The sequence below is a fragment of the Nostoc sp. genome (assembly GCF_036917235.1).
Taxonomy (GTDB): Bacteria; Cyanobacteriota; Cyanobacteriia; order Cyanobacteriales; family Nostocaceae; genus Nostoc.
Genome location: NZ_JBALDU010000069.1, coordinates 48243 through 72298, shown reverse-complemented (window position 1 = coordinate 72298; position 24056 = coordinate 48243). Strand labels below are relative to the sequence as shown.

General features: G+C 41.4%; 21 protein-coding genes, 1 pseudogene, 1 CRISPR repeat array and 2 riboswitches. Of the genes and pseudogenes, 7 read left to right on the top strand and 15 right to left on the bottom strand.

Annotated features, from left to right (window positions below; all coding sequences use genetic code 11):
• The first annotated feature begins 83 nt into the window (after positions 1-83).
• Both V7K44_RS20615 and V7K44_RS20610 read left to right on the top strand, forming a co-directional pair.
• Positions 84-605 carry a hypothetical protein gene (locus tag V7K44_RS20615; protein ID WP_334933826.1) on the top strand — a complete coding sequence of 174 codons (522 nt, stop codon included), beginning with the start codon at positions 84-86 and terminating at the stop codon, positions 603-605.
• Positions 606-608: 3 nt separating this feature from the next.
• Positions 609-1735: a CRISPR direct-repeat array (repeat unit 37 nt; unit sequence GTTTCAATCCCTAATAGGGATTTTGATGAATTGCAAT).
• Positions 1736-2041: 306 nt separating this feature from the next.
• On the top strand, positions 2042-2872 hold the full coding sequence (locus tag V7K44_RS20610) for a dienelactone hydrolase family protein (RefSeq protein ID WP_334933864.1): 831 nt from the start codon (positions 2042-2044) through the stop codon (positions 2870-2872).
• A gap of 12 nt (positions 2873-2884) precedes the next feature.
• Here the strand turns inward: V7K44_RS20610 and V7K44_RS20605 are convergent, their stop codons facing one another.
• From V7K44_RS20605 to V7K44_RS20590, 4 genes are all read right to left on the bottom strand, one after another.
• Complete coding sequence (locus tag V7K44_RS20605) at positions 2885-3826, bottom strand: extracellular catalytic domain type 1 short-chain-length polyhydroxyalkanoate depolymerase (RefSeq protein ID WP_334933824.1); 942 nt, start codon at positions 3824-3826, stop codon at positions 2885-2887.
• 302 nt (positions 3827-4128) lie between these two features.
• The gene (locus V7K44_RS20600) at positions 4129-4371 is read right to left on the bottom strand and encodes a hypothetical protein (RefSeq protein WP_334933822.1); all 243 of its coding nucleotides are present in this window, start codon (positions 4369-4371) and stop codon (positions 4129-4131) included.
• 280 nt (positions 4372-4651) lie between these two features.
• Positions 4652-4924: a hypothetical protein gene (locus tag V7K44_RS20595; protein ID WP_099101159.1), complete on the bottom strand. Its 273-nt coding sequence runs from the start codon at positions 4922-4924 to the stop codon at positions 4652-4654.
• Positions 4925-5266: 342 nt separating this feature from the next.
• Entirely contained in the window at positions 5267-8380 is a 3114-nt protein-coding gene (locus V7K44_RS20590; RefSeq protein WP_334933820.1) for an MFS transporter, read from the bottom strand.
• A gap of 482 nt (positions 8381-8862) precedes the next feature.
• Between V7K44_RS20590 and V7K44_RS20585 the strand changes: the two are divergent.
• The 3 genes and pseudogenes from V7K44_RS20585 to V7K44_RS20575 form a co-directional block, all read left to right on the top strand.
• A pseudogene (locus tag V7K44_RS20585) lies at positions 8863-8961 on the top strand (high light inducible protein); the annotation flags it as partial.
• 41 nt (positions 8962-9002) lie between these two features.
• Positions 9003-9215, top strand: coding sequence for a high light inducible protein (locus tag V7K44_RS20580; protein ID WP_334933818.1), 213 nt, complete (start codon positions 9003-9005; stop codon positions 9213-9215).
• 41 nt (positions 9216-9256) lie between these two features.
• Positions 9257-9469, top strand: a complete 213-nt coding sequence (locus tag V7K44_RS20575; protein WP_094350427.1) for a high light inducible protein — start codon at positions 9257-9259, stop codon at positions 9467-9469.
• A 338-nt stretch (positions 9470-9807) separates the two neighbouring features.
• Here the strand turns inward: V7K44_RS20575 and V7K44_RS20570 are convergent, their stop codons facing one another.
• The 4 genes from V7K44_RS20570 to ntrB all read right to left on the bottom strand — a co-directional run bounded on the left by V7K44_RS20570 (position 9808) and on the right by ntrB (position 14139).
• Positions 9808-10428, bottom strand: coding sequence for a universal stress protein (locus V7K44_RS20570; protein ID WP_334933862.1), 621 nt, complete (start codon positions 10426-10428; stop codon positions 9808-9810).
• A gap of 200 nt (positions 10429-10628) precedes the next feature.
• Positions 10629-10830, bottom strand: a riboswitch (cyclic di-AMP (ydaO/yuaA leader).
• Positions 10831-10867: 37 nt separating this feature from the next.
• Entirely contained in the window at positions 10868-11704 is an 837-nt protein-coding gene (locus V7K44_RS20565) for an ABC transporter ATP-binding protein (protein WP_334933860.1), read from the bottom strand.
• Positions 11705-11757: 53 nt separating this feature from the next.
• On the bottom strand, positions 11758-13200 hold the full coding sequence (locus V7K44_RS20560; protein ID WP_334933816.1) for an ABC transporter substrate-binding protein: 1443 nt from the start codon (positions 13198-13200) through the stop codon (positions 11758-11760).
• Between the two features lie 87 nt (positions 13201-13287).
• Positions 13288-14139 carry a nitrate ABC transporter permease gene (gene ntrB / locus V7K44_RS20555; RefSeq protein WP_334933814.1) on the bottom strand — a complete coding sequence of 284 codons (852 nt, stop codon included), beginning with the start codon at positions 14137-14139 and terminating at the stop codon, positions 13288-13290.
• 97 nt (positions 14140-14236) lie between these two features.
• Positions 14237-14437: riboswitch (cyclic di-AMP (ydaO/yuaA leader) on the bottom strand.
• Positions 14438-14876: 439 nt separating this feature from the next.
• On the opposite strand from ntrB, the gene V7K44_RS20550 reads away from it, so the two are divergent.
• Entirely contained in the window at positions 14877-16067 is a 1191-nt protein-coding gene (locus V7K44_RS20550; protein WP_334933812.1) for a sensor histidine kinase, read from the top strand.
• 265 nt (positions 16068-16332) lie between these two features.
• Here V7K44_RS20550 and V7K44_RS20545 read toward each other — a convergent pair whose 3' ends face one another.
• The gene (locus tag V7K44_RS20545; protein WP_334933810.1) at positions 16333-17643 is read right to left on the bottom strand and encodes an aminopeptidase P N-terminal domain-containing protein; all 1311 of its coding nucleotides are present in this window, start codon (positions 17641-17643) and stop codon (positions 16333-16335) included.
• Positions 17644-18419: 776 nt separating this feature from the next.
• On the opposite strand from V7K44_RS20545, the gene V7K44_RS20540 reads away from it, so the two are divergent.
• Entirely contained in the window at positions 18420-19661 is a 1242-nt protein-coding gene (locus tag V7K44_RS20540) for an FG-GAP repeat domain-containing protein (protein ID WP_334933808.1), read from the top strand.
• Positions 19662-19789: 128 nt separating this feature from the next.
• Here V7K44_RS20540 and V7K44_RS20535 read toward each other — a convergent pair whose 3' ends face one another.
• The 6 genes from V7K44_RS20535 to prfB all read right to left on the bottom strand — a co-directional run bounded on the left by V7K44_RS20535 (position 19790) and on the right by prfB (position 24048).
• A complete protein-coding gene (locus V7K44_RS20535; RefSeq protein WP_334933806.1) occupies positions 19790-20557 on the bottom strand; it encodes an MBL fold metallo-hydrolase in 768 nt (255 codons plus the stop codon).
• Positions 20558-20560: 3 nt separating this feature from the next.
• A complete protein-coding gene (locus V7K44_RS20530) occupies positions 20561-21160 on the bottom strand; it encodes an anthranilate synthase component II (protein WP_334933805.1) in 600 nt (199 codons plus the stop codon).
• 303 nt (positions 21161-21463) lie between these two features.
• Positions 21464-21919 (bottom strand): diacylglycerol kinase, encoded by a 456-nt coding sequence (locus V7K44_RS20525; RefSeq protein ID WP_334933803.1) that lies wholly within the window; start codon positions 21917-21919, stop codon positions 21464-21466.
• Between the two features lie 153 nt (positions 21920-22072).
• Positions 22073-22600 (bottom strand): rRNA maturation RNase YbeY, encoded by a 528-nt coding sequence (ybeY, locus tag V7K44_RS20520; RefSeq protein ID WP_334933858.1) that lies wholly within the window; start codon positions 22598-22600, stop codon positions 22073-22075.
• A gap of 39 nt (positions 22601-22639) precedes the next feature.
• Positions 22640-22795 carry a DUF3285 domain-containing protein gene (locus V7K44_RS20515; RefSeq protein ID WP_094350437.1) on the bottom strand — a complete coding sequence of 52 codons (156 nt, stop codon included), beginning with the start codon at positions 22793-22795 and terminating at the stop codon, positions 22640-22642.
• Between the two features lie 130 nt (positions 22796-22925).
• Positions 22926-24048 (bottom strand): peptide chain release factor 2 gene (gene prfB / locus V7K44_RS20510; protein ID WP_334933801.1). Its coding sequence is split into 2 segments (ribosomal slippage): positions 22926-23975 and positions 23977-24048, totalling 1122 coding nucleotides; the frame shifts between segments, so codons are not numbered across the junction.
• Positions 24049-24056 lie beyond the last annotated feature (8 nt).

The following is a 24056-nucleotide window of genomic DNA, read 5'->3' as shown; positions in this document are numbered from 1 at the left end:
TATTAATGGCAGCTAAGAGACTCTGCTATTAATAAAGTATAGGTTGTTTTCATATAGTACTTAAGCAAGTAAGCGGTGAAAAAATGACGCAGGAACTAATAGACCTCAAAAAGAGTATTTTGGAAGGACGTTATGCAGATGCCTTAGTAATTGTAGACGAATTAGAAGGCATGAGTAAACAAGCTATTCTGCGGAATATCCAAGCTTATTTAAGGATTATGCTGATTCATTTGATTAAGAACCAAGTAGAAAAACGATTAACTGGTTCATGGGCAAATTCTATTCGTAATTCAATCCGAGAAATTAAAAGTCTTAATATCAAAGATCATAAAAAATCTTACTATATTAATTTAGGTGAGTGGGAGAGTTTGATAGAAGAGGAAGTGATTGAAGATGCGATCGCTGATGCCAGCGATGAAGTAATGAATGGAGTATATAATCAATTCCAACTGCCTGAAATAGTGGATAGGAAGCAAATTATTCAGACTGCGTTGAAGTTTTTGGCGCTAACTTATTCCTATTCAGCTAAGGAGTTATCGGCAGTTTTGGCTGAAAATTTAACTCAGTTATCCGGTGGAGAAGATTGGAAAGCAGGTAGGCGATAAAATGTTTTAATCCCTAATAGGGATTTTGATAAATTGCAATTTGTATATCCAAAAAGTATCACTAAGCGGATTAGTGTTTCAATCCCTAATAGGGATTTTAATGAATTGCAATTCGTCCCCAGTAACTCGGAATGGCACTGCTAAGTTTCAATCCCTAATAGGGATTTTGATGAATTGCAATGGAAGCGATCGCTTGATGCTGTAGCTCAAAATCAAGGTTTCAATCCCTAATAGGGATTTTGATGAATTGCAATTCTTCCTACTGCTAACGATGGTTGGTTTTATATGGGTTTCAATCCCTAATAGGGATTTTGATGAATTGCAATTTGGAAATCGCCCCCACCGAGCAAATTCCAGCCTTGTTTCAATCCCTAATAGGGATTTTGATGAATTGCAATAGCAGCTTGTTCGATTACCTCTTTGGATGTCAATGGTTTCAATCCCTAATAGGGATTTTGATGAATTGCAATTTGATAGGAGAAGAATTGGTTATTGAGTTAAATGTTTCAATCCCTAATAGGGATTTTGATGAATTGCAATAAAAGATACTCTGTACTTTTCAGCAGCTTTTGAATGTTTCAATCCCTAATAGGGATTTTGATGAATTGCAATTATTCTTTCCATTTTTTCATTTTCCCACCATTGGTTTCAATCCCTAATAGGGATTTTGATGAATTGCAATAATTATAGCAAAATATTGCCAGCAAGCACTATATATTTCGAGTTTCAATCCCTAATAGGGATTTTGATGAATTGCAATGTTATTGTTGTTTTTGGTGCTGGTGCTATTATTTCTCGTTTCAATCCCTAATAGGGATTTTGATGAATTGCAATCCAACGATGAGTGCCGCAAAGCCATTCTTGAAAAGCGTTTCAATCCCTAATAGGGATTTTGATGAATTGCAATTTGTATGAGTCACCCTCGCCCCAACTCCAATAGTTTGAGGAATGTTTCAATCCCTAATAGGGATTTTGATGAATTGCAATAAGATATCAATTGATTGAAGAGAAGCAGCAGGAAATAGTTTCAATCCCTAATAGGGATTTTGATGAATTGCAATTTCAGTTACTACCACAGCTACCACTTTAGAAGGTTTCAATCCCTAATAGGGATTTTGATGAATTGCAATAGCGGGAGCCTGAAAGCCAAGCTGTATTTAGTTTTCAAGGTGCGGTTGCGCGATTCTAGAGCAATCATAGCATTAGAGAATTTCTTTGGGAAGAGTGTCGGGAAAGATTGAAGGCTGAAACTCAATTATTGTAAGCATTTCAGAGATTGCGCGGATGAATTTGGACAATTAGTGGAGTGAAACGCTTGCTGGTATTGAGATAGAAGCACTTTTTTTCGGGCATGAAATTTGTACACCTACCCCTCCGCGCATTTGACCATACAGTAACCTAAATATAAGAGAACTTAGTAATTCAACGTAGAGATGATGAAAGAAATAACGCGCCGCAAATTTATTGCAACAGCTACAGTGGCGACAGGTTTTGCCCTCGCAGTACAACCCATTTCTGCTGAAGTCATCACTACTGATGCCAAGGGGTTAGTAGCTGGTGCAGTAAAAATTCCCGTCAAAGATGGCGAAATTCCTGCCTATAGAGCAGCACCAGCTAGTGGTGATAATTTCCCCATCGTTCTGGTAATCCAAGAAATTTTTGGTGTACACGAGCATATCCAGGATATCACTCGTCGCTTTGCTCGGTTGGGATATTTAGCGATCGCACCCGAATTATTTATCCGTCAAGGCGATGTCTCGAAGTTAAGTAATATAGACGAAATTCGCCCAATTGTCGCCAAAGTACCAGATGCTCAAGTATTATCCGATCTTGATGCTACTGTAAACTGGGCAAAGAAGTCAGCTAAGGGTAATGGCGAGAAATTGGGAATTACAGGCTTCTGTTGGGGTGGTCGTATTACTTGGTTATATGCTGCACATAATCCCCAAGTGAAGGCAGGTGTAGCTTGGTATGGGCGACTTGTGGGCGATGCTACCGAACTTCAGCCCAAGTATCCCGTTGATATTGCATCAAAACTGACAGCCCCCATTCTCGGACTCTATGGTGGGAAGGATACAGGTATTACTCTTGATACAGTAGAGCAGATGCGCGATCGCTTAAAGTCCAGCAGTAGCAAATCTGAAATTATCGTCTATCCCAATGCACCCCACGCATTTTTTGCCGATTATCGCCCCTCCTACCGTGAGAAAGAAGCTCAGGATGGTTGGAAACGCCTCTTGGCATGGTTTAGGCAAAATGGTGTTTAAAAAATTAGCTAGTCATGAACTGTGATGCTGAAAAAAGTCCCAAATAGTTTCACTGGCGTTCAGCCCCAGCTTGGCATTGAATTTATTTAGGTTCTCGTCAGTTGAAGAACCACCAGGCCAGAAATGTCCACCGTTGACTACCGCTAGCTGCCAGACTTCGGAGTTGCCACTACAACCTGTGTAGATAGCGGTTTTCACTTTATCTTCAGAAAAATTCGGAGATACATTTGATAAGGTACATCGATCGTGCGATCGCCAAAACTCTACCATATCTGAGATCGAAACCAGCGCTCCTCGTTGAGTGCGATCGTTACCTTCATAAAGTACGTCGCGATCGTTTGTACCGTTGATCGTTAACATCGATATGGGAGTTTTAGTCTGACAACTAGGTTTTAGTCTGGCTGGGAGGGAACCAGCTACTGATGCAAAACCAGCAATTTTATCAGGTAACTTACAAGCCAGTGCTTGGGTAAGTATGCCACCTCTAGAAAAACCAGTGGCATAAACTTTATGACCATCAATATTAAGTTGCTGCTGAAGATGATTAATCAAAGCACTGACAAACAAAACATCATCTACCTTTCCTTGAGCGTTACCTCTAAGACTCCATTTTTGGTCAATTCCATCTGGGTAAACAACAATAAATCCTTTTTGCTCTGCTAATTCATTGAAGCGGGTCACATTACTGATAGACTGACCATTACCATCATCTCCATGAAACACTAAAACTAACGGCATTGAGCGGTCTAGATTATAAGATTTTGGAGTATAAAAATAGTAAGTACGTAATTTACCTTGATCGTATAGTTCTCCATAATTATCACCAATCAAGATTTTGTCTTTAGTTATACTTTTTTCATCAGCCTTAATTGAATCACAGGCTGTTACTAAACTAATTCCTAGTATAAATATCAAAAGTTTTTTCAAGAACTGAGAATTTTGATATATATTCATGTTGATTAAATTGACTTATGTCAGCTACTTGTATTTACTTCTAATATCAGGTTCGGTTATAATACTTATAACATCTGTAGGTTAGGTTGAGGAACGAAACCCAACACTTGATCCTTGTTCATATTGGGCTTATTCATGTTGGGTCTCACTGCCGTACCCCTACGGGGAAGCAAGCTACAACCCAACCTACATTGATAATTTTTATTACAAGTAATCACCCGAACTTGATATAAGTCTTATTCAGCGACAAAATCTTAACTAATAGAGGCTAACAACTTTAGTTGTTAGCCTCTATTTAGATATTAAACTCTGACATTTACATAACGAGCAGGAACTCTAACTTTAACCCATCTGTTACCGCGTCGTACTGTTTCCCAATGTGCAGGAATTAACTTTCGTTGATATCGAACGACAACAGGTTTACGCACAATAGCAGTTCTATGAACATTGGGTATAACAATAATTTCTGCTGCTGATGCTTGTGACGGCAAGGAGGAAATTGCAAATGGGAGAGCAAGTAATGCACCTAATAAAATACGTTTCATGTTCAAATCTCCATCAATTAATTTTTTTGAGTTTTCTACAGCATTTATCAATAATTTGGGAACAGATATTCTTACCTATTAACTTTACAGGAAGTTTTGTTTGTTGCACGAGTTAATTGATTTGCTGTATTGCTCTTAATTTAAAATACTAAATCAGAAAACACAGTGGAATAAAGTCATAACTTCAGTATGACTTTATTCACATTTGGAACTTTGGACAAAAAAAGGAGTTGATAAACTCCTATTATTTTAGTATTATTTGTTACTTAATTATTTAGTTTTACTGAATTTTATATACGATCATAGCAATCAATACGGCAAGACCTAGCGCTCTGCGAAAATAATTAACGCCTTGAAATAGCTCCATCCACGCCCAAGTAAACAATGAGCCATTTGCCAGAAAGTCTAACACTGTATTGATTTTACCACTTGTAAAAACTAGGGTTAGTAAACTAGCTACTATCCAAAGAATCAGTGGTGGGTTTGGCATTTCAGCCAAAACAATTTTGCCATTGCTGTCACGGAAGGTTTTATCAACTAATGTATTTTCCATTGTTTGAGATTGCTACTTAGGTAAAAATTATTAACTTGCAAAAATTACGGAGTCATGGATTGATAAGAGGCTGAGATTGAATTGCAAGTTATTTAGTAATATTAAAACATTAAAGAAAATCTATTTTCACCCATCTAATTGCTGAGATTAGAGCAGTAAAGGATATTCATATATGACTATATTGAAAGGCATAGTTACACGAAATCTGCCAATACGTATTTCGTCCTTTTCTTTCTTCTCTAACAGACGCTACGCGTAGCTTGCTTCTGCGTAGGAGTATGCGTCCTTGACATAGAAAAGCCTCCCATTCCGGGAGGCTGAAAAGTTAGCGGAGACAACTTGTTAAACTACAGCGATCGCTCCTCCTAATGCAGAGAAAATGGCGGAGACGAATGCTGTGGCAAACAGCCACCACGCTGCTGTAGCTGCGGCTTTGCGGGTTTCTTCTGCTTGCCGCTGTGCTTGATGCTTTACCTGTTCTAGTCGGCGTTGGGCTTCGTGCTGTATGCGTTCTGCACGTTGCAATACTGTGTTGCGCGCCCGTTCAATTTGGTCGATGATTCGGTTGGCATCTTCTTCGGAGATGTCCTCACGAGAACTCATAATTGCCACTAGGGTATCACGGTCAAAGGAGGATAGGCGATCGCGCAGGGCATCGAAACCTGCTTGGGGATCGTCAAAAACTGTGCGAATATCGCGCTTAAGACTATCATAGTTAAGTTCTGGGCGATCCAGGGAGTTAAGATAGTTGCGAATGCGGGCAAAAACCCCATCAATAGCATCTTGAATGCCCCGTTGAATGCTCCGTACTTGTTCGACAAATTGCTCCCTTACGGACACTATGTTATCGGCAATCCGCGCTGCTTCTTCATCAGAAATATCTTCCCGAATTTTCAGCAGGGCAATAATGGTATCACGGTCAAACTGGGAAAGGCGATCGCCAAAACTTTCTACGCCGACTCGCGGATCGTGCAACAATAATTGCAGGTCGCGTTTGATACCTTCAGGATTGAGTTCTTCTTTACCAGTTTGGCGCAGATACTCTTCCAAATAACCTTTGAATGATTCTACTCTTTGTTGTGTACGGCTAGCTAGGCGACGAGGCGCACGCACAAAGTTACGAATCGAAGTTTGGGTAGAATCAATGATTTCATTAACTTGTTCTTCACTCAAGTCTTGGCGTTGACTGAGTAATTTAACCAGTGTATCCCGGTCTACCTGCGACAAGCGACGGCGCAGTGCGACGGCTCCCTCTTTGGGATTTTCAAACAATCTGGTCAAATCTCGCTGAATACCTTCTGGATTGAGTTCTTGTTTACCAGTATTCCGAAGATAATCTGCGATCATTGTCGTCACAGAGTCGTATTGCTCTTTAGCTTTATCGACTACAGCTTGGGGTGTGTGGCGAATACTGTACCACGACTCTTCAGTAGCATTGATGATTTGATGAACTTGATCTTCACTCAAATCTTCCCGCTGACTCAACAATTGCACTAAGGTATCGCGGTCAAAGCGAGACAAGCGTGCCCGAATTGAGGTAATTCCAGCTTGCGGATCTTCTAGTAGCTTTTTGAAGTCGGCGCGGATGCCATCAGGATTCAGTTCTGATTTGCCTGTGTTACGCAGATATGATTCTACATTTAGCCACAGGGTTTCTGCTTGATATTGTGCCTGTTCTGCCAATCCTTTGGATTCTACCAAGACGCGATCGCGTTGTTTTTCAAACTCATCGAGAATGCTGTCTACTTCATATAACTGGACATCATTACGTTGTAACAATATCTCCCGAATTTCTTGGCGGTCAAGGTGCGCTAGTCGCAATGTCAGGGTTTCGTAATCTGCCTCTGAATCTTCCAACAGTGGTTTAAAATTCTGCTCAATGCCTTCGGGTGTCAAATCTGCCTTGGGAGTAACGAGCAGATAACTTTCTACTGCGCGTTGCAAGTCTTGGACGATATCTCTTTCTTCAACAGCTCTCACTGTTATTAGCACTTCTTGGCGGACAGTTTCTAGCTGATTTGCAATGCGCTGAATTTGACTTTGAGTCAGCAATCCCCGTTGTTGCAGAATATTGGCAAAATCATTGCGGGATAGTCGTTCTAGTTCCCTACGGACGATTCCAGGGTCAGCTGCTGGGTCGTAGATGACATCATGAAATTCCTGGGCAATTTTTTCTGGACTCAGTTGCCAAGCATAAGTGTTGTGCAGGTAGTTTTCGACATCAGCCCGAATTGGGCTATAGGGTTGTGATGGGGTTGGCAAGCCTAACTTATCTGCTTGTTGGGTGACTTTATCTTTGGCGGTGGTGAGACTACCCAAGATTTTTTCTACATCCAAATCAGACAAATCTGTGCGTCCCAACACAATGGCGCTTAAGGCAGATAGCCCTTGCTGAAGTGTACTTTGAACTGGCCCGGTAGCTGCCTTTTGGTCAGATTCTTTGGAATCACGCTTTTCTGCTAATAACCGATCTAGCTTGGTGTTGAGTTCGTCTGTTTTATTTTGTCCTGCTGGAAGCGATTTCAGATAATCCATTAACTCACCCAAACGGTCTTCGGTGGGTGGTTGTTGACTTACCACTTGCTGCCAAACTTTATACAAGGTATCAGCAATGCGACTAACATCTTTTTTGGAAAGATCGGTGCGGCTGCTGACTAACTCGATAAACTTTTGGCGGTCGATGTTGCGGATATCTGGAGTCCCAGCGATCGCTTTTAATTGCGGATCGTTGAGTAAATTTTCAAAATCACTCCGAATCTTTGACACATCGAGTTCGGGAGGACGGATCTTTTCTAAGTAATCTTCAATGTTTTCCCGGATACTTACGGGGTCGATGGCGCTTCCGAGTTCTCGACGGACAGCGGCGGCGGCGGCTTCAGCTGTGGCTACCACTTGGCTATTCACAGCTTTGGCACCTAGTGCGGCGGTAGCAGTCCCCATAATCGCCTGAAAGCCAGATGTTGCCGTATTGACAACTGAGCCAATTAAGGAGCCTACGGTGGTGGAACTTACCCAAACTAGAAGCAAAAAGTAAGCACCCCAAATCACCAAACCGAGAATCGCTCCCAATCCCCGATCTGAGATCACAAGGCTCAATTTTACTGCTAGATAAGAAGCGATTAATAAGGCGACAGTCACAGTGATTAATGTCCAAATCCCGACTGCTGTGCCGATTTTACGAATGCTGCCGCCCAAACTTCCGACTTCCCCATTATCTGAATCCGAATCAGATGAGTGCCCCAGGTAGGAAATACCGGCTGCAAGGGAGAGATTAGTTAGAACTAATTGGAAAGCAAAGGCAAGAATCACACCGGAGATTAAAGCCACAAAAAAGCGCGGCCCAGAAATGAGAACTGATGCCTGTTCTGGCGTGACGTTTGAGGATTCTACTGGAACTTGTGCTAACCACAATAGTGGTTTGTAGAGTCCCACCATGATTTCCGTACTTTGGAACATTGGATTTCCTTCTACCTACTAAGTTTAAATTTGGGGGAATTAAGAATTTCTTGAGAAGCAACTCTTAGTATTTATTATGTTTGTACCTATTGGCAATACCTAACTCTTTAGATCAGAATCGTAGAATTTACCTCTTTAAAGCATCTCTCCAAAGGCTGAAACCCTCATACAGCGGAAGATATAACTTTTGCTATCTCTTGGTAAAAAACATAATTAAATTGGCAAGCAATATTGCTTATGTAGTGCTAATTTTAATTATTTAATTTATAGTGATTAGTTTTATTTTAATAATAGTTTGTTTTCAAATAGTTTAGATTTATTTAAATATCTATTTTTATCACTCTCTCTAGGTGGATTTATTTATAACAATACGTTTGAGCATCGGCCAGAAGAAGTGCTTGTCTTTTGTGCCTATAGACAGAAAGCATTCTAGTTATTAATAGCTACATTAAAGTTAACAAAGGAATTGTTGAAGGCATTTAAACGGTCGTTTTGCAATGATTGGCTTTGTTACCTATTTGCTTTGGGATTTAGCTGGTTATATCGTCTTGCGTGATGTTTTACATCTGATTGGCTACTAGAAACTAAACACCTAAAAAACTATTAGATTTCGGAGAAAAAAATGGCAACTCAAGAAACTCGCCCTTCTACTGATTTACCAGTTGTTGCACCCGAATACAACGGCATAGATCGCAATGCATTTTTGTTTGGCTTGACTCCTCAAGCGGAAATTTGGAACGGTCGCTTGGCAGCTATTGGCTTTCTAGCTTATTTACTTTGGGATTTAGCTGGTTATAGCGTCTTGCGTGACGTTTTACATCTGATTGGCTACTAGAAACTAAACACCTAAAAAACTATTAGATTTCGGAGAAAAAAATGGCAACTCAAGAAACTCGTCCTTCTACCGATTTACCAGTTGTTGCACCCGCATACAATGGTATAGACCGCAATGCATTTTTGTTTGGTTGGACTCCTCAAGCGGAAATTTGGAATGGTCGCTTGGCAGCTATTGGCTTTCTTGCCTATTTACTTTGGGATTTAGCTGGTTATAGTGTCCTGCGCGACGTTTTACATCTGATTGGGTATTAGTCGTCTGCCACAAACATTATGACAGGTTAAGATATGTTTCTAGTAAGCACTTAAGTGCTTATAGGGCTTCCCATTCAGAGACGGTAGGACATTATTGCACGAATTTGGCAAATTTATCAAGATTGTTAATTCGTAGGTTGGGTTTTGTCCCTCAAACCAACCTACACATTTTTATTTTTTAGCCTTAGGAGTATTGCATTGGCTTCTATAAATGCTTGCCAGTTTTCCACATACTACCTCTCGAAGTGTATTTATTGAGTAGCAAAAAAGTCACCTACTTGTAAGTGACTTTTCTTCGATCAAAATTTGACAAAAATTACTGAAATTTTAAACAGCGATTATTCATCAATACAACTGGGAATACCCAAAACGGCACAGGGGAAATTAGAACCTAGAGCCTCAATCATGGGATGATTGACAGAGTTGCAACCTAAAAATAGAATATCGGCACTTTCTGATTCAACAACTTTGTTAAGTTCTGTGGAAATGGAGCCAAACCGCAGGTGAGATTTGAAGGAACCTTGCCATTCTTCAGCCAGACTCCGTGCTTGCCAGAGAATTATATCTGCTTGTTGTAGAGGAGCGATCGCTGTCTGTAATTTAGGTTGAGTTAATACCTGTGTGACAGACTTTGATACTTCACTAACTTGACATTCCAATGAACGCTGTTGTTGTGGAAAGCTTAAGATATTTGGATACTGATTGCTTTGATTATCTTCTACTACATAAACGGCTTGAACTGTAACTTCTGTATTGGTGGCCAAACGCGTTTGATGGGCAATCCAAAAGGCAATATCTAATGCCGTATGACTGTTGGGAGATGCGTCATAAGCAACAATTAGATTAACTGCTTTCGCTTTTTGAGGTTTTGTAGAAAAAGGTTTGTTTGGTTCTGGCAGCAGTACCATTTGTTCAATTAAGTCATCTCGACCCGTGGCACTTTGCAGACGTGCTAACATTGGCTTAATTTGCACAGCTTTACTTCTCCTAATGAAATGAATTAGCAATGAGAAGCAGGGGGACAAATTTTGGATTTTGGACTTCGGCTACGCTCAGTCGAACGATTTTGGATTTTAGATTGAGTAACGATAGCCAAAATCTCAAATCTGAAATTCAGTCAAGGAAACCCCAATAATAACTGTATTACAGCCAAAGTCTTGGGGGTTCCTTCCATTGCCTACGGAGTTAGCTGACGGGCTAAGACTGGAAGGTGTCTCTCTCTTAGGAGTGCTGTTAGCGTAAGCGGGGCGTATAGCCCGTGCTGAGTGCTGAGTTAAAGTTTTTTACTCTTAAATTGCTGCTCTCTGCAAGATTAGCCCCAAACATTGGTTCCTCCGTTCCAAATCCAGCTTTCATGAATTTGAATTAGGCTACCCACTGAAAAAATGATAATCTAATTTACTCGTCTTGGGCAAAATATCGATCTAGGAAATTTAAGGCGTGGTTGCGGAGTTCAAAATACTCTTTTGAGTTTCGCATGGCGGCGCGATCGCGTGGATGCTCAAAAGGAACTTCTAAAATCTCCCCAATACTAGCAGCTGGACCATTGGTCATCAAAACGATGCGATCGGACATATAAATTGCTTCGTCTACATCGTGGGTAATCATCATCACTGCTTGACGATTATTTTCCCAAATATCCAATACCTGCCGCTGCAATTTGCCACGAGTTAGTGCATCTAGTGCCCCAAAAGGTTCATCCATCAGCAACATTTTGGGACGAATTGCTAAGGCTCTGGCAATACCTACTCGTTGTTTCATACCTCCAGAAATTTCATCGGGATATTTGTCAGCCGCCGCCGTCAAGTTTACCATTGCCAAGTGTTGATTTACAATGCTGATTTTTTCAGATCGATTAGCATTTTTTAACACTTCATCTACGGCTAAACGGATATTTTCTCGCACTGTTAACCAAGGTAACAGCGAATAGTTCTGAAATACCATCATCCTTTCGGCTCCCGGCTGACGAATTTCTTTCCCATCTAGCCTGACTGAGCCGGAAGTGGCTTTTTCTAAACCAGCTACGATCTTTAGTAGAGTTGATTTTCCACAACCAGAGTGACCAATTACAGAAATATATTCATCTTCACCGATCGTCAGATTAACTCCATCTAAAACGACAAAGTTATCTTTATCAGGTGTCGGATAAGACTTGACTAAATTTTCAATTTCTAAAAATCCAGCGCGGGGCAGAAATTTGTTCTGGGTATTAATCGGTAATGAGGTATATTCCATCATCAAATGCTCCGCAAATAATTTTGTCATCAATCAAAATTTAAACTTGGAATTTAAGACATGAAAAAACGAGAGGGAGCGTTAGCCCTGATGGCGAAACTATTCAGATAACCTACCGGATCGCTAGGATCGAAACCTTTCTTATCTATAAATACTTCTGGTGGTTCGACCTTGTAATCATCCTTGGGACATTCGATGCCCATTTCTGATGCTATGTCCCGATATAAATCTGTTCTCCAACCTTGTTGGGCAAGTTTCTCGGCATTTTTGGGAAATTCCTTAATTTGTCCCCATCGCGCTGCTTGTGTCATTAACCAGATACTTCTGGATCTCCATAAGAATGTTGAGTGTTCTCCTGGCTGTTTAGGAAGGTTGTCAGGAATATCAAAGAAAATCGTGGTGTCAGCAGCTTTGATGGTGCGGTCTTTGCCGTCAAAGCCGCCATAGTTATAGTTGCCGAGAATTCCCGGACTTGTAAATTTCGCGATTGGGGCATCTTTCTTTTTGGGTCTAGCACCTGTAAAGGAACGTTCTGTAAGTAGTTCGGCAACTTCTTGGCGGTTTTCTACTTTGCTGCAATATTGGCAAGCTTCAATCATCGCCTTGACAAGGGAACGATAGGTTTTGGGATATTTGTCAATGAAAGATTCCATCACCCCTAACAAACGATCTGGGTGCCCCAACCAGACTTCTTTACCTTGTGCGAAGGTAAAGCCGATGTTTTCGTTACCTGTTATTGCTCGTGTATTCCAAGGTTCTGCAACCATGTAAGCTTGCATTGCACCAATCCGCACGTTTGTTACCATTTGGGGGGGCGGAACGATGATGACGCGAAACTCTTTAAGCGGATCGACACCTGCGGCAGCGGATAAGTAACGGATAAAGTATTCGTAAATAGCGGAACTTAATACTACTGCCCAAACTCTGTTTTCTGATGGTTGCTTGTCAAAGTAGCCTCGGAAATCGCGTCCAAAGGCTTCTAGCGCGCCATCACCATATTGTTCTTGATACTCGTACCACGGACGCAGCCCAAAATCCCACATGGCTTTGTTCATCGTCATGGCGTTACCGTGGCGATGAATGGTCATGGCTGCACACAAGGGGGCGTGGCGTGCGCCTTCGGCACCAATTCTAGCGTTGGTGACGGCACCAGATACTACGGGTGAAGCATCCAGACGACCAAATATTAAACCGTCGCGGGAAGTAGCCCAACTGGCTTCGCGGTTGAGTGTGACGTTCAAACCATATTTGCGGAAGAAGCCTTTTTTCCAAGCGATCGCAAATGGCGCACAATCATTAACGGGAACGTATCCAATGGTGAGATCGGATTTTTCTAGGTCTTGGGATCTAACTAGTGGTTGTACAGCTAAGGCTTCTTCTGTTAGTCCTTTGGCGGATCGATCTCCTGAAATCGCACAGGAAGATAACGCTATTCCGGTTGTGGTTGCTCCGATTCCTTTGATAAAATCTCGTCGAGTCCAGTTATTATCACCCATTTTTGTAGCTCCATTGGTGATTAATTACTCACGCTATCGGTGCAGAGTATTGTTAGATTTTGCTGTTTTGAACTCAGCCAAATTTTGTTAGTTAGAAGTTGTAGGGCGATGGGTGACAAATTCTTGAATTTTACCCACGGCGTAATCTAAAATTAACCCAGTTAAGCCAATTATGAAAACGGCTAAAAATACTGAACTTAGGTTTAAGCGACTCCATTCATCCCAGACAAAAAAGCCAATACCAATACCGCCTGTGAGCATTTCCACCGCAACGATAACCAACCAAGCTATTCCCAAACTAATTCGTAAGCCGGTAAAAATGTACGGTAAACTTGCAGGCAAAATTATTTTTGTAATCCTTCGCCAACGTGGCATTTCCAAAACTCGTGCCACATCTAAATAATCTTTGGGAACGCTAGAAACTCCTAAGGCGGTATTAATAATTGTCGGCCATAAGGAAGTAACAAATATCACAAAAATGGCGGAAGGCTCTGCTAAGTTGAAAATTGCTAAGGCGATGGGTAGCCAAGCTAGGGGCGATACAGGTTTAAAAATTTGAACGATCGGATTAAGCGCTAGCATTGCCGATCTAGACATCCCAATTAGAAACCCCAGAGGAATCGCTACTACCGCACCTAACAAAAAGCCCAGCAATACCCGACGCAGACTTGCTATCAACAACCAACCAATTCCTAAGTTGCCTGGGCCCCTCTGGTAGAAGGGATTTAAGATGTAGTCTAGATTCGCAATTAGCGCTTCTGGTGGGGTGGGCATTAACTCATGATTGGCAAGTGCAATAATCCACCACAACACTATTATTCCCAAGAAGCCTAATAGAGGTAAAATGAATACATCTCTAAGGATGATCGGTTTTGCCTTTTTCCAAGTTGCTTGTCCAGCGATCGCTGCGATCGCCACTAAATTTAGTTGAAATATCATTTATGACCTCAGCAGATTTAAGTGCAGGTACAAAAAAGTTGAGCAGTACCAGCCTTGGACACTGATGAGATCGGAACATTATAAAAATGCCGTCTCTTCAGTCTCCTCTCAATGCCTACGAAGTTAGCTGACGGGCTAGGGCTGAGAGATGCCCTTCTTAAGAAAGTTATAAGTTACGAGTTGAATATTTACTAAAGTAACTTCCAACTCCTCACTTTCTTTGAGATACGCCCCACAATTTGGTTCCTCCGCTCCAACATCACGCACTGCGATCTGCTGAATTAGGCTGACTTACTCTAAGTAAATACAAAGTTATGTAGATTATAACATTAATATACATAATATAACATCAATGCTTCAGTGAAAGTATCTGTTTTCTGATAGATAATGTTCTTTTTATTACTTAAATTGACTCCATACCCTGGCTTTTGGAGAATCTATAAAATTTCTAATTTTGGTTATCTTGTGAATTAAATCCTTGCACAGTGGGCTAAATAATTTAAGTACGTCAACTATCAAAGCTGTTAACTGCTAGACTTTAATTTACTCTGTTAAGCTATATATTATACTTTTTAGTTTTTATTTACTGAGATTAAATTAAGCAACTAAAAAATATGTAAAATCTATTTCTTTTGGTAGGTGAAATATATCATTAATTTTGCTAGAAAACGACTCTAATCGCTAAAATATTTGGATATGGAAGTTTACTCATCTATCTCCTAGCTGAATTTAACATAATGGATTTTAGTCAAGTACTGGCTGAAAAAACGGATACCATCCTTGATAAATGGATTTTAGCTGTTCGCAAGGATAGACGGATTGAAAGTGCTGATGACCTATCTTATACAGCGGTAAAGGATCACATCCCTGATGTTTTGAAAGCTATGGTGACAGTGCTTTCAAAATCTCAGGATAATGATATTCAGTCAATAGTTACTGCCAGTTTTCAGCATGGAGCGATTCGAGCCGAACAAGGCTTCGATCCGGCAGAAATTGCCAGAGAATATCATCTACTGCGAACAGTAATATTTGATGCTCTACAACCGGATTTATTAGAGGGAATCCCCTCAGAGATAATTCGTTCTATGCGTTTGATTGACGCTATCATCGACGAAGCGATCGCTCGATGTTTTAAGAGTTATGTTGAGGAACGCTTGCGGGAATTACAGAAGTTGCAAGCATCACTAACGCTCCATAATGAGGAACTTACGCAGTTAATTAGCGCTAATCAAGAGTATGTTTCCCAACTAGCCCACGAATTGAAACATCCTCTAACTTCTATTATTGGTTATTCGGATTTATTTTTACGCCAACAACGACGAAAGCCTGACATCAAAGACAACTATACCAATTTAGAACATATTGAGCGCGTACTACGCAATGGTAAACAGTTACTTCATCTAATCAATGATGTACTAGAACTTTCGCGCTATGAGGCGGGCCAGATAAAACTCCAATTAGCACCTATCGATGTGCGTGCATTAATCGATAATGTGTATGAAATGTTGGAACCTTTAGCTGCGGGAAAAAATTTACAAATAGTAGTCGATTGCGATCGCATCCCTGAAAAATTATCCACAGATTCTTTTCAATTGCAACAAATTATTACAAATCTTATTAGTAATGCGATTCGTTATACAGAGTCGGGGACTATTATTATCATGTGTCAGGTGTTGGAGAACCAGAGATGGGCGCTCGCAGTTTCTGATACTGGAGTTGGTATTGCAGTCGAAGACCAAGCCCAGATATTTGAACCCTACTTTCGTGTGAGTTCTAGCGATCGCCCCTATCTTCCTGATAGTACAGGATTGGGATTAGCGATCGTCTCGCGATTGGTAAAACTATTGCGAGGTCAAATTAATCTAGCCTCGCAGGTAGGCGTTGGTTCTACTTTCACCGCAATTTTTCCTTTAGAAGTGGAGTTTTAAAAGTATTGGGCGACTGGAAGTCGCGGCTACACAGGCAAAGTCCACCTGCGTGGACTAATTACAAAATCAAGGGTTTTAAACCCACGGAGGTGGGTTTTGTCTGTATAGCCGCGATTTCAATCGTCAGGGCTTTTCTTAGAGATGGTGTCCAAGCTAAAACACATCTAATTTGCAGATGAAAATTTTCTCAATATCTTGTGGGGTGGGCCGAAAAGCCCGCCCTGATTATGCAACTTGAATGCTGATTAGCTTACCATCGCCATTTCTATCTTTCGATTTCATCTATTTCTTTAGGAACCCCCGCAGTTAACACCTCATGTCCCCCAGGTGTAACTAACACATCATCCTCAATCCGAATGCCAATCCCAAGCCATCGAGGATCGGTCTGTGGCTGGTCTTCTGCTAGTTTGGTATCTGGCACAATATATAATCCTGGTTCCACTGTCAAAATTTGACCAGGTTGTAAAATTTGTGGTTTGTCTTCACCATGCTGATAAACACCGACATCATGGACATCTAAACCTAACCAATGACTGGTACGGTGCATATAATATGGCTTATATTTCTCTTCTTCAATTAACTGATCGATTTCACCTTTGAGAATGCCAAGTTCGACTAAACCTTCTGTGAGAACGCGCACTGCTGTATCATGAACTAATTTGAAGGGATTACCTGGTTGGACTTGAGCGATCGCTTGTTTTTGCGCCTCCAAAACAATCTCATACAGCGTCTTTTGTTCTGGCGTAAATTTACCTCCCACGGGAAATGTTCGGGTAATATCCGAGTTGTAATAACCATAGGCACAACCAGCATCAATTAGCAGTAATTCTCCATCCTGCATTTGACGATTATTTTCAATGTAATGGAGTACGCAAGCATTCACGCCGGAAGCCACAATCGAAGGATAAGCCGGCCCCATTCCACCCCGCACTCGAAAGATACGTTCCATCTCCGCTTGGATTTCATACTCATAACGTCCGGGTGCAGCAATTTCTTGGGCATAATTGTGTGCTTCAGTTGCGATCGCAGCTGCTTGACGCATCAATTCCAACTCAGCTTCGCTTTTGATCAATCTCATGCTGTTAAGGACAGGGCCAGTATCTTCAATAGCGATCGGCCCTGTACCGCGTTTAGGATAAGTCCGCAGTAAACTTTGGTAATGTCCCAGGATTTGGTCGTTGAAAGTGCGATCGCGTCCTAAGTGATAATAAATCCGGCTGGCTTTTTCTAAATACTGCGGTAACTTTTCATCTAACTCGCTAATGGGGTAAGCTTCATCAGCACCATAAATTTCCTTCGCTGCATTTACCCCACAAAGATAACCAGTCCATACTTCCTTTTCGCGATCTTTCGGTTGAACAAACAGCACAAACCGATGTTCTGCATGATGCGGCGCTAACACTGCTACTGCTTGTGGCTCATTAAAACCAGTCAAGTAAAAAAAATCACTTTCTTGACGATAAACATACTCGACATCGTTGTGCATCACCGCCATTGGCGCACTGCGAAAAATGGCTGTGCCATCACCAATTTTTGCCATTAACTGTTCGCGACGCTGCCGATATTCTGCTTGCATAGTTGATCTACTTCTAAAAGTATTGTGTTATTTTACACTTTTGGCAACTAGCAGATGCACAGATGATGCCTCTTAATAGTTGCTAATCTAAGTTATTCTAACCAATATTTGTTTCCACTTAAGTTATACAGCAGAATACAGAATTCAGGAGTAAAACACGCTTTATACCTAGCTAAGAGAATTAGCTGGTTTATCTCACCAACGTGAAATCTGCTGTAGATTATTGGATCAGAATCAATTATCTCGAAAGACTCAGTTTTCCTACTTTTTAAACGATTCAGAAATCTTGTTCTTATCGAATAATTGAGGATATTCATGAAGTTAAATAAGTTTTAAACGTTTATTTTATACAAACTTTGTGATTTTAGACATTTAACAATACATAGTAAAAAATATGTCTACTCAGTCCCTAATAAAAAAGCGATCGCTTCTATCTTAATTAGGTCTGTCCAATTAAACATAAAATAAATTACTGGTTCGCAGCTAGATTTTTGATACAACCTTCAAACGTCAAAGAATATAGATAAAATAATCATTCTTTATCTATAAATAATTAGATATAATTTACAAAACATATTTTGCAATTGCTTATCTAGAACTTGAAAATTTTAGAATAATAGTTTAAAACAAACAAATATTTATCTTCAAAGAGTGACATTAATAAATAAAAAATAGTTATAAAGAAATGTTGAAAAGCAGGTAAATGTTATTTCATTACAGAAAGAGATTGCCAAAAAAAGTTAAAAAAATATGGCAGCCAATAATAAAAATACACCATGCCTGACAATTCAAATTCCTCACCCTTAGCTTTGAATACATCTCGATTGTTATCAGATTCTTTTGCAAAATCACAAATCTTGACAGATTCTTTTAAGAGTTTAAATTATGATTTGGGGTTTGGAAATAAGAGTTCTTCACTAGCACTAGAAAGTCAAGCTGTGACTGCGCCTATTAAAACGTCAGCAAATCCCAATCCTAATCCTTACTTAACTAGTGCGGCGATTACTCCTGACTTTAACGGTGATGGTAAAACGGATAAAGTTTGGGTAAATTCTTCAACTGGTGAGATTATCATTCGGTTGATGGATGGCACAAAAGTTATCGAACAGGGTTCTTTAGGTCAATTTGACCTATCTGCCTATGATTACAAAATTGCTGACTTCAATGCAGATGGCAAAACCGACTTCTTATTACGCAATAAGACAACCGGTGAGAATAGCATTGTTCTGATGGATGGCACCAAAGTTGGTAGTGCGGCTGCTCTAAGTAGCGTCGATCCAGCCTGGAGTCCTCAGATTGGAGATTTCAACGGCGATCGCAAAACCGATATCTTCTGGCATAATGCCACAACTGGCGAGAACGCTATTTGGGAGATGGATGGTACAACAGTTCTGAATGCAACTGTTCTAGACACTACAGACGCAGCGTATACTCCTACCATTGTTGATTTCGACGGCAATGGCAAGAGTGACATCTTCTGGCGCAATCAGACAACTGGCGATAACGTCGCTTGGTTTATGGATGGTACGCAAAAGACTGACTTTGCTCTACAATCACAAGATGCCGCCTGGACTGCTAGCCTTGGTGATTTCAACGGCGACTTTAAGACAGACATTCTGTGGAGAAACGCTCAAACAGGTGAGAACAAGGTTTGGACGATGAATGGCATCCTAGTCACAGAAGGTGCTTTAGGTACACTTGACTCATCCTGGACTTCTAAAATTGGTGACTTCAACGGTGATGGCAAGACCGATATCTTCTGGCACAATGGCACAACTGGTGAGAACACCGCTTGGTTGATGGATGGTACAACAGTTGCTACTGAAGCTTTCTTACCAGCTAATAACGCAGCCTTGACACCATCCCTTGGTGATTTCAACGGCGATGGCAAGACTGATATCTACTGGCGCGATCAGACAGCAGGTACAGACAACATTTGGACTATAAATGAAACGACAGCAGTTGAGACTCCCATCAGCGACGCAGATAAGCTGACCGGAGAGTGGTATACTTTCTAAAATCAGAATTCAGAATTCATCAGGTGGAGGCAGGAGTCATTATTCTCCCCCTGCTTCCCCTGTTTTTTCCCAGTCCCCAATCCCCAGCGATGCACTGAGCTTGTCGAAGTGTCCCCAATCCCCTTTATTCAAAATTTGTAACTCAAAACCTGAATTTCCCCCTTTTCCGGCAATTTACCAGGGCTAATGGAAATACTATCTTCATTGCTACGCCGCACTGGCATACCTTGCATCAGAGTCAGAAAATTATCCAATGGCGAAAGATCGCACTTAGCAGCATCAGCAGCCTGTGTCCGGTAATGAGTCGGAATCACTAACTTGGGATTTAAAACTTGAACAGCCTGCTTTGCTTCCTCAGCATTGTAGGCTTTTGCACTGCCTCCCACTGGAATAAATGCCACATCGGGACGCCCCATCAAGATTTTTTGCTCAATAGAAATGGGTGCAGCGGCTCCGCCTAAGTGTAGGATATTAATTCCGCCTTGCTTCCAACTCCAAGCGGTATTTGAGCCAAACTGCTTACCACCTTTGCGATCGTGGTCTATGGCAATTCCTTGGAATTTAATGCCTTTAAACTCATAAACTCCTGGTTCGTAGATCAGTTTTGCATTTCCCGGTAGTACATCCACAGCACCTTCATCAAGCAGTTGGCTACTAATCAGTACCAAATCTGCTGCAACTTTTGGAGGACGATACCCAGCAGTACAGCCAACCGTCCGAAATGGATTGACGAGAACTTTCGCACCACCACCAGTAAAAAGAAAGCAAGTATGACCCAACCACTTAACTGATAAACCGCTAGATTGTGCGTCAGCTTGAGATTCAGAACCCAAGGTAGTAACCAAAGCTGTTACCAACCCCGCCCCAGCATAGCCCATCAACTGTCGTCGTTTCATTAATTATGCTCTTGACTGTAACTGTTCCAGAAAATTTCGCAATAACTGTTTTCCTGAAGATGTCAGGACACTCTCTGGGTGAAACTGGACGCCCTGAATGTGAGGATAGTTCCGATGTCGCACTCCCATAATGGTGTTATCTTCAACCCAAGCGGTGATTTCTAACACATCTGGGCAAGTCTCACGTTCGATTACCAAACTATGATACCTAGTGGCGGTCAGAGGATTTTCTAATCCCCGGAAAACTCCCACTCCAGTGTGAGACACCTGAGAGGTTTTGCCATGCATCAACTCTGGAGCAGGAATTATTTTACCACCGAACACTTGACCAATGCTTTGATGTCCCAAACAAACACCCAAAATTGGTAATTCTTGTCCTAGCTGTTCAATCAATTCTAAAGAAATACCGGCATCTTCCGGGCGACCAGGCCCAGGAGAAATAACCACAGCTTCCGGTTTTAATGCCCGAATTTCATCTATGGATATCTTGTCGTTACGAAAAACTTTAATATAATCTGCCACTGGGAACTCTGATGCCAATTCTCCCAGATATTGCACTAAGTTATATGTAAAACTATCGTAATTGTCTATAACTATAATCAAAGCTCATCACTCCTGGTTTTTACCACTCATCAGTTGTAAAAAGCATAGATAAGTATCTCATGCTATTTGTTCGTTAGGTGTAAAAATAATGCTGACGTAGACACGTAAATATAAAGCGGCTACTCTGCGGCCACTTTCTAAAGATTACCAAGTAATCCTTTAGCCAGAATGCTTGGTGCGTTGGCATAGCCCGTCGTAGACATCGCACGATTTAAATTTTGAATATATTCTACAAAGGGAATCGGACAGAGTGTGAGTCAATTGACAATACCTGCGGTAAATGCTCGCCTACGCAAATCACGTTTACAAAGCCGATATAATTAACTTTACCAGAGGAGGGAGCAATAGCGTACCTGCTACTAACATCGCTACGAAAGCAGAGACAAGCACTGCACCAGCCGCACAATCTTTAGCAATTTTTGCCAAATCATGGTATGTCTGCTTAACGGTTAAGTCCACAACCGACTCGATCGCTGTATTTAGTAACTCTAATGCCAAAACTAAACCACTAGTTATACCAATTACCGCTATTTCCACTGCTTGCAGATGCAAGAAAACGCTTAAAGCGATCGCCATTGCACAAACACTTACATGGATGCGAAAATTACGTTGAGTTTGAAAACTATAGCTGATTCCAGCCCAGGCATATTTAAAACTAACAAATAAATTAGAGGCTACTTTCCAGGAGAATTCCCGTTCGTTAGACACTAGTGTTTGTAACGAGGTAGGTGTTGGTGATGGAGAAATTTTTTGGGACATAGACTTAAAAACACAAGAACAGAGTTGCTACAGTGGGAATATTCGCCGATCTTAATGGCAGAATTAACTTTGAGGCAATCTTTAGGCAATTTTCCACAGAAGTATTATAAAAGTATTACTCAAAATTGACATTAAGAGATACTTAAACTACTGCTATTCCATGTCAATAGCAATACCTATTGCATTCAGCAATCCCACTTGCTGTTTTAACATTCGCTCCAAACTTTTTTCATCAGGATGATCCCAGCCCAACAGATGCAATAAACCGTGAGCAGCTAACCAGGACAGCTCGGTTGGTAAGCTATGTTCTTGTTGTTGAGCTTGGCGTTGTGCTGTATCTACAGACACAATAATGTCACCTAAATATAATGGGACAGAGGCAAGCATTTCTTTGCTTTGAGGAAAATCCACCTCCAAAGCTGCAAAGGCTAAAACATCTGTCGGCTTATTTTGCTGACGATATTGAGCATTCAGTTCTTGAATTTGTAAATCATCTGTCAAACGTAGCCCGATTTCATAACTTGGCGCTGGTGGAATCTGAGGCTGAAGTATTTCCAACCAGTGATTAAACCAGTTTTCCCAAGTTTCAGGAGTAATTCGGTCATCAGTCTCGTCAATTTTTACAGATGTTGTCGGGGACAACTCATAAAAATACTCCTCCACATATAGTTCAACTCTCAGGGGCACACAGTCTCCTTGTCTGAGGTTTACGATTTGTCGTTAATGAGTGAGGTAAGCAAGACCAACAAGCAGAGCTAAAAGCCCTACAGCAGTCAATCCAAAATGCTTTAGGGAAGTTCCACCCTTCCGCACCATGTTTCGCATGGCGAGTTTGACGTAGCTAGGTTGAGGTTCTGTTGAAGGTGAGTTGCTCATAGTTATTTGTCTACAGACTCTTTTATAACTGTAACAGTTGGTCTGGGATAGAATTGCGATCGCCAATATATTGCTAAGGCGTTCCTCAGTGAAACGCCTTAGCAATTGGTATGTTATGCAACGAGTGCCTCTATGCCGGAGTGTTTTCTACCAGTTTATTTTCTTGGCGCAGATAAGCTTGGATGAATGTATCAATTTCGCCATTCATCACATCGCTAATCCCTGTTGTTTCCATGCTTGTACGCAAATCTTTCACCATTTGGTAAGGGTGAAACACATAGTTACGGATTTGGTTTCCCCAAGAGGCTTCCACCATATCGCCACGAATTTCGGCAATTTCTTGGGCACGTTGCTCTTTAGCTATGACCAACAGTTTTGCTTTGAGGCGATTTAGAGCTTTTTCTTTATTTTGCAGCTGCGATCGCTCTTCTGTACAGCGCACGGCAAGACCCGTGGGAAGGTGAACAATCCGCACTGCTGTTTCTACTTTGTTGACGTTTTGCCCACCTTTACCACCAGAGCGAGTTGTGGTGATTTCCAAATCTTTGTCTGGAATATCTAATTGCACAGAGTTATCAATCTGCGGCATCACTTCCACCCCAGCAAAACTGGTTTGTCGCTTGCCGTTAGCATTAAAAGGTGAAATCCGCACTAAGCGATGTGTACCCATTTCTGAACGCAAGTAACCATAGGCATAGCGACCGGTAATTTCTAGGGTTGCCGATTTAATTCCGGCTTCATCACCCTCCGACTCTTCAGCTAAAGTTACTTTATAGCCGTGAGCTTCGCCCCAACGGGTATACATCCGCATCAGCATAAATGCCCAGTCTTGAGCGTCTGTGCCACCAGCACCAGCACTAATCGTCAGTACAGCACCTTCCGCATCATAGGGGCCAGAAAGTAACTGTTGTAACTCCCACTGGTCAAGGTCACGATTTAGTTTAGTGATAGTAGATTCCGCTTCTTGGAGTAGTGCCTCATCGGTTTCTAACTCCAACAACTCAACAACAGCCTTAGTATCTTCTAGATTGGCGTGCCAGCGATCGTATTGCTGGAGGTGGGCTTTCAGGTCATTGAGTTCTTGTAGCGTTTGTTGGGCTTGGGTTTGCTCATTCCAAAATTCTGGTTGAGCGGATATTTTTTCGAGGTCTTGAATTTTGGCTGTCAGTGCAGGTACGTCAAAGATAGTCCTGGGTTTTACCCAGGCGGCCAGACAACGTTTCGATTTCGCGTTTGAGTTCTAGGACATCCATAATGCTTG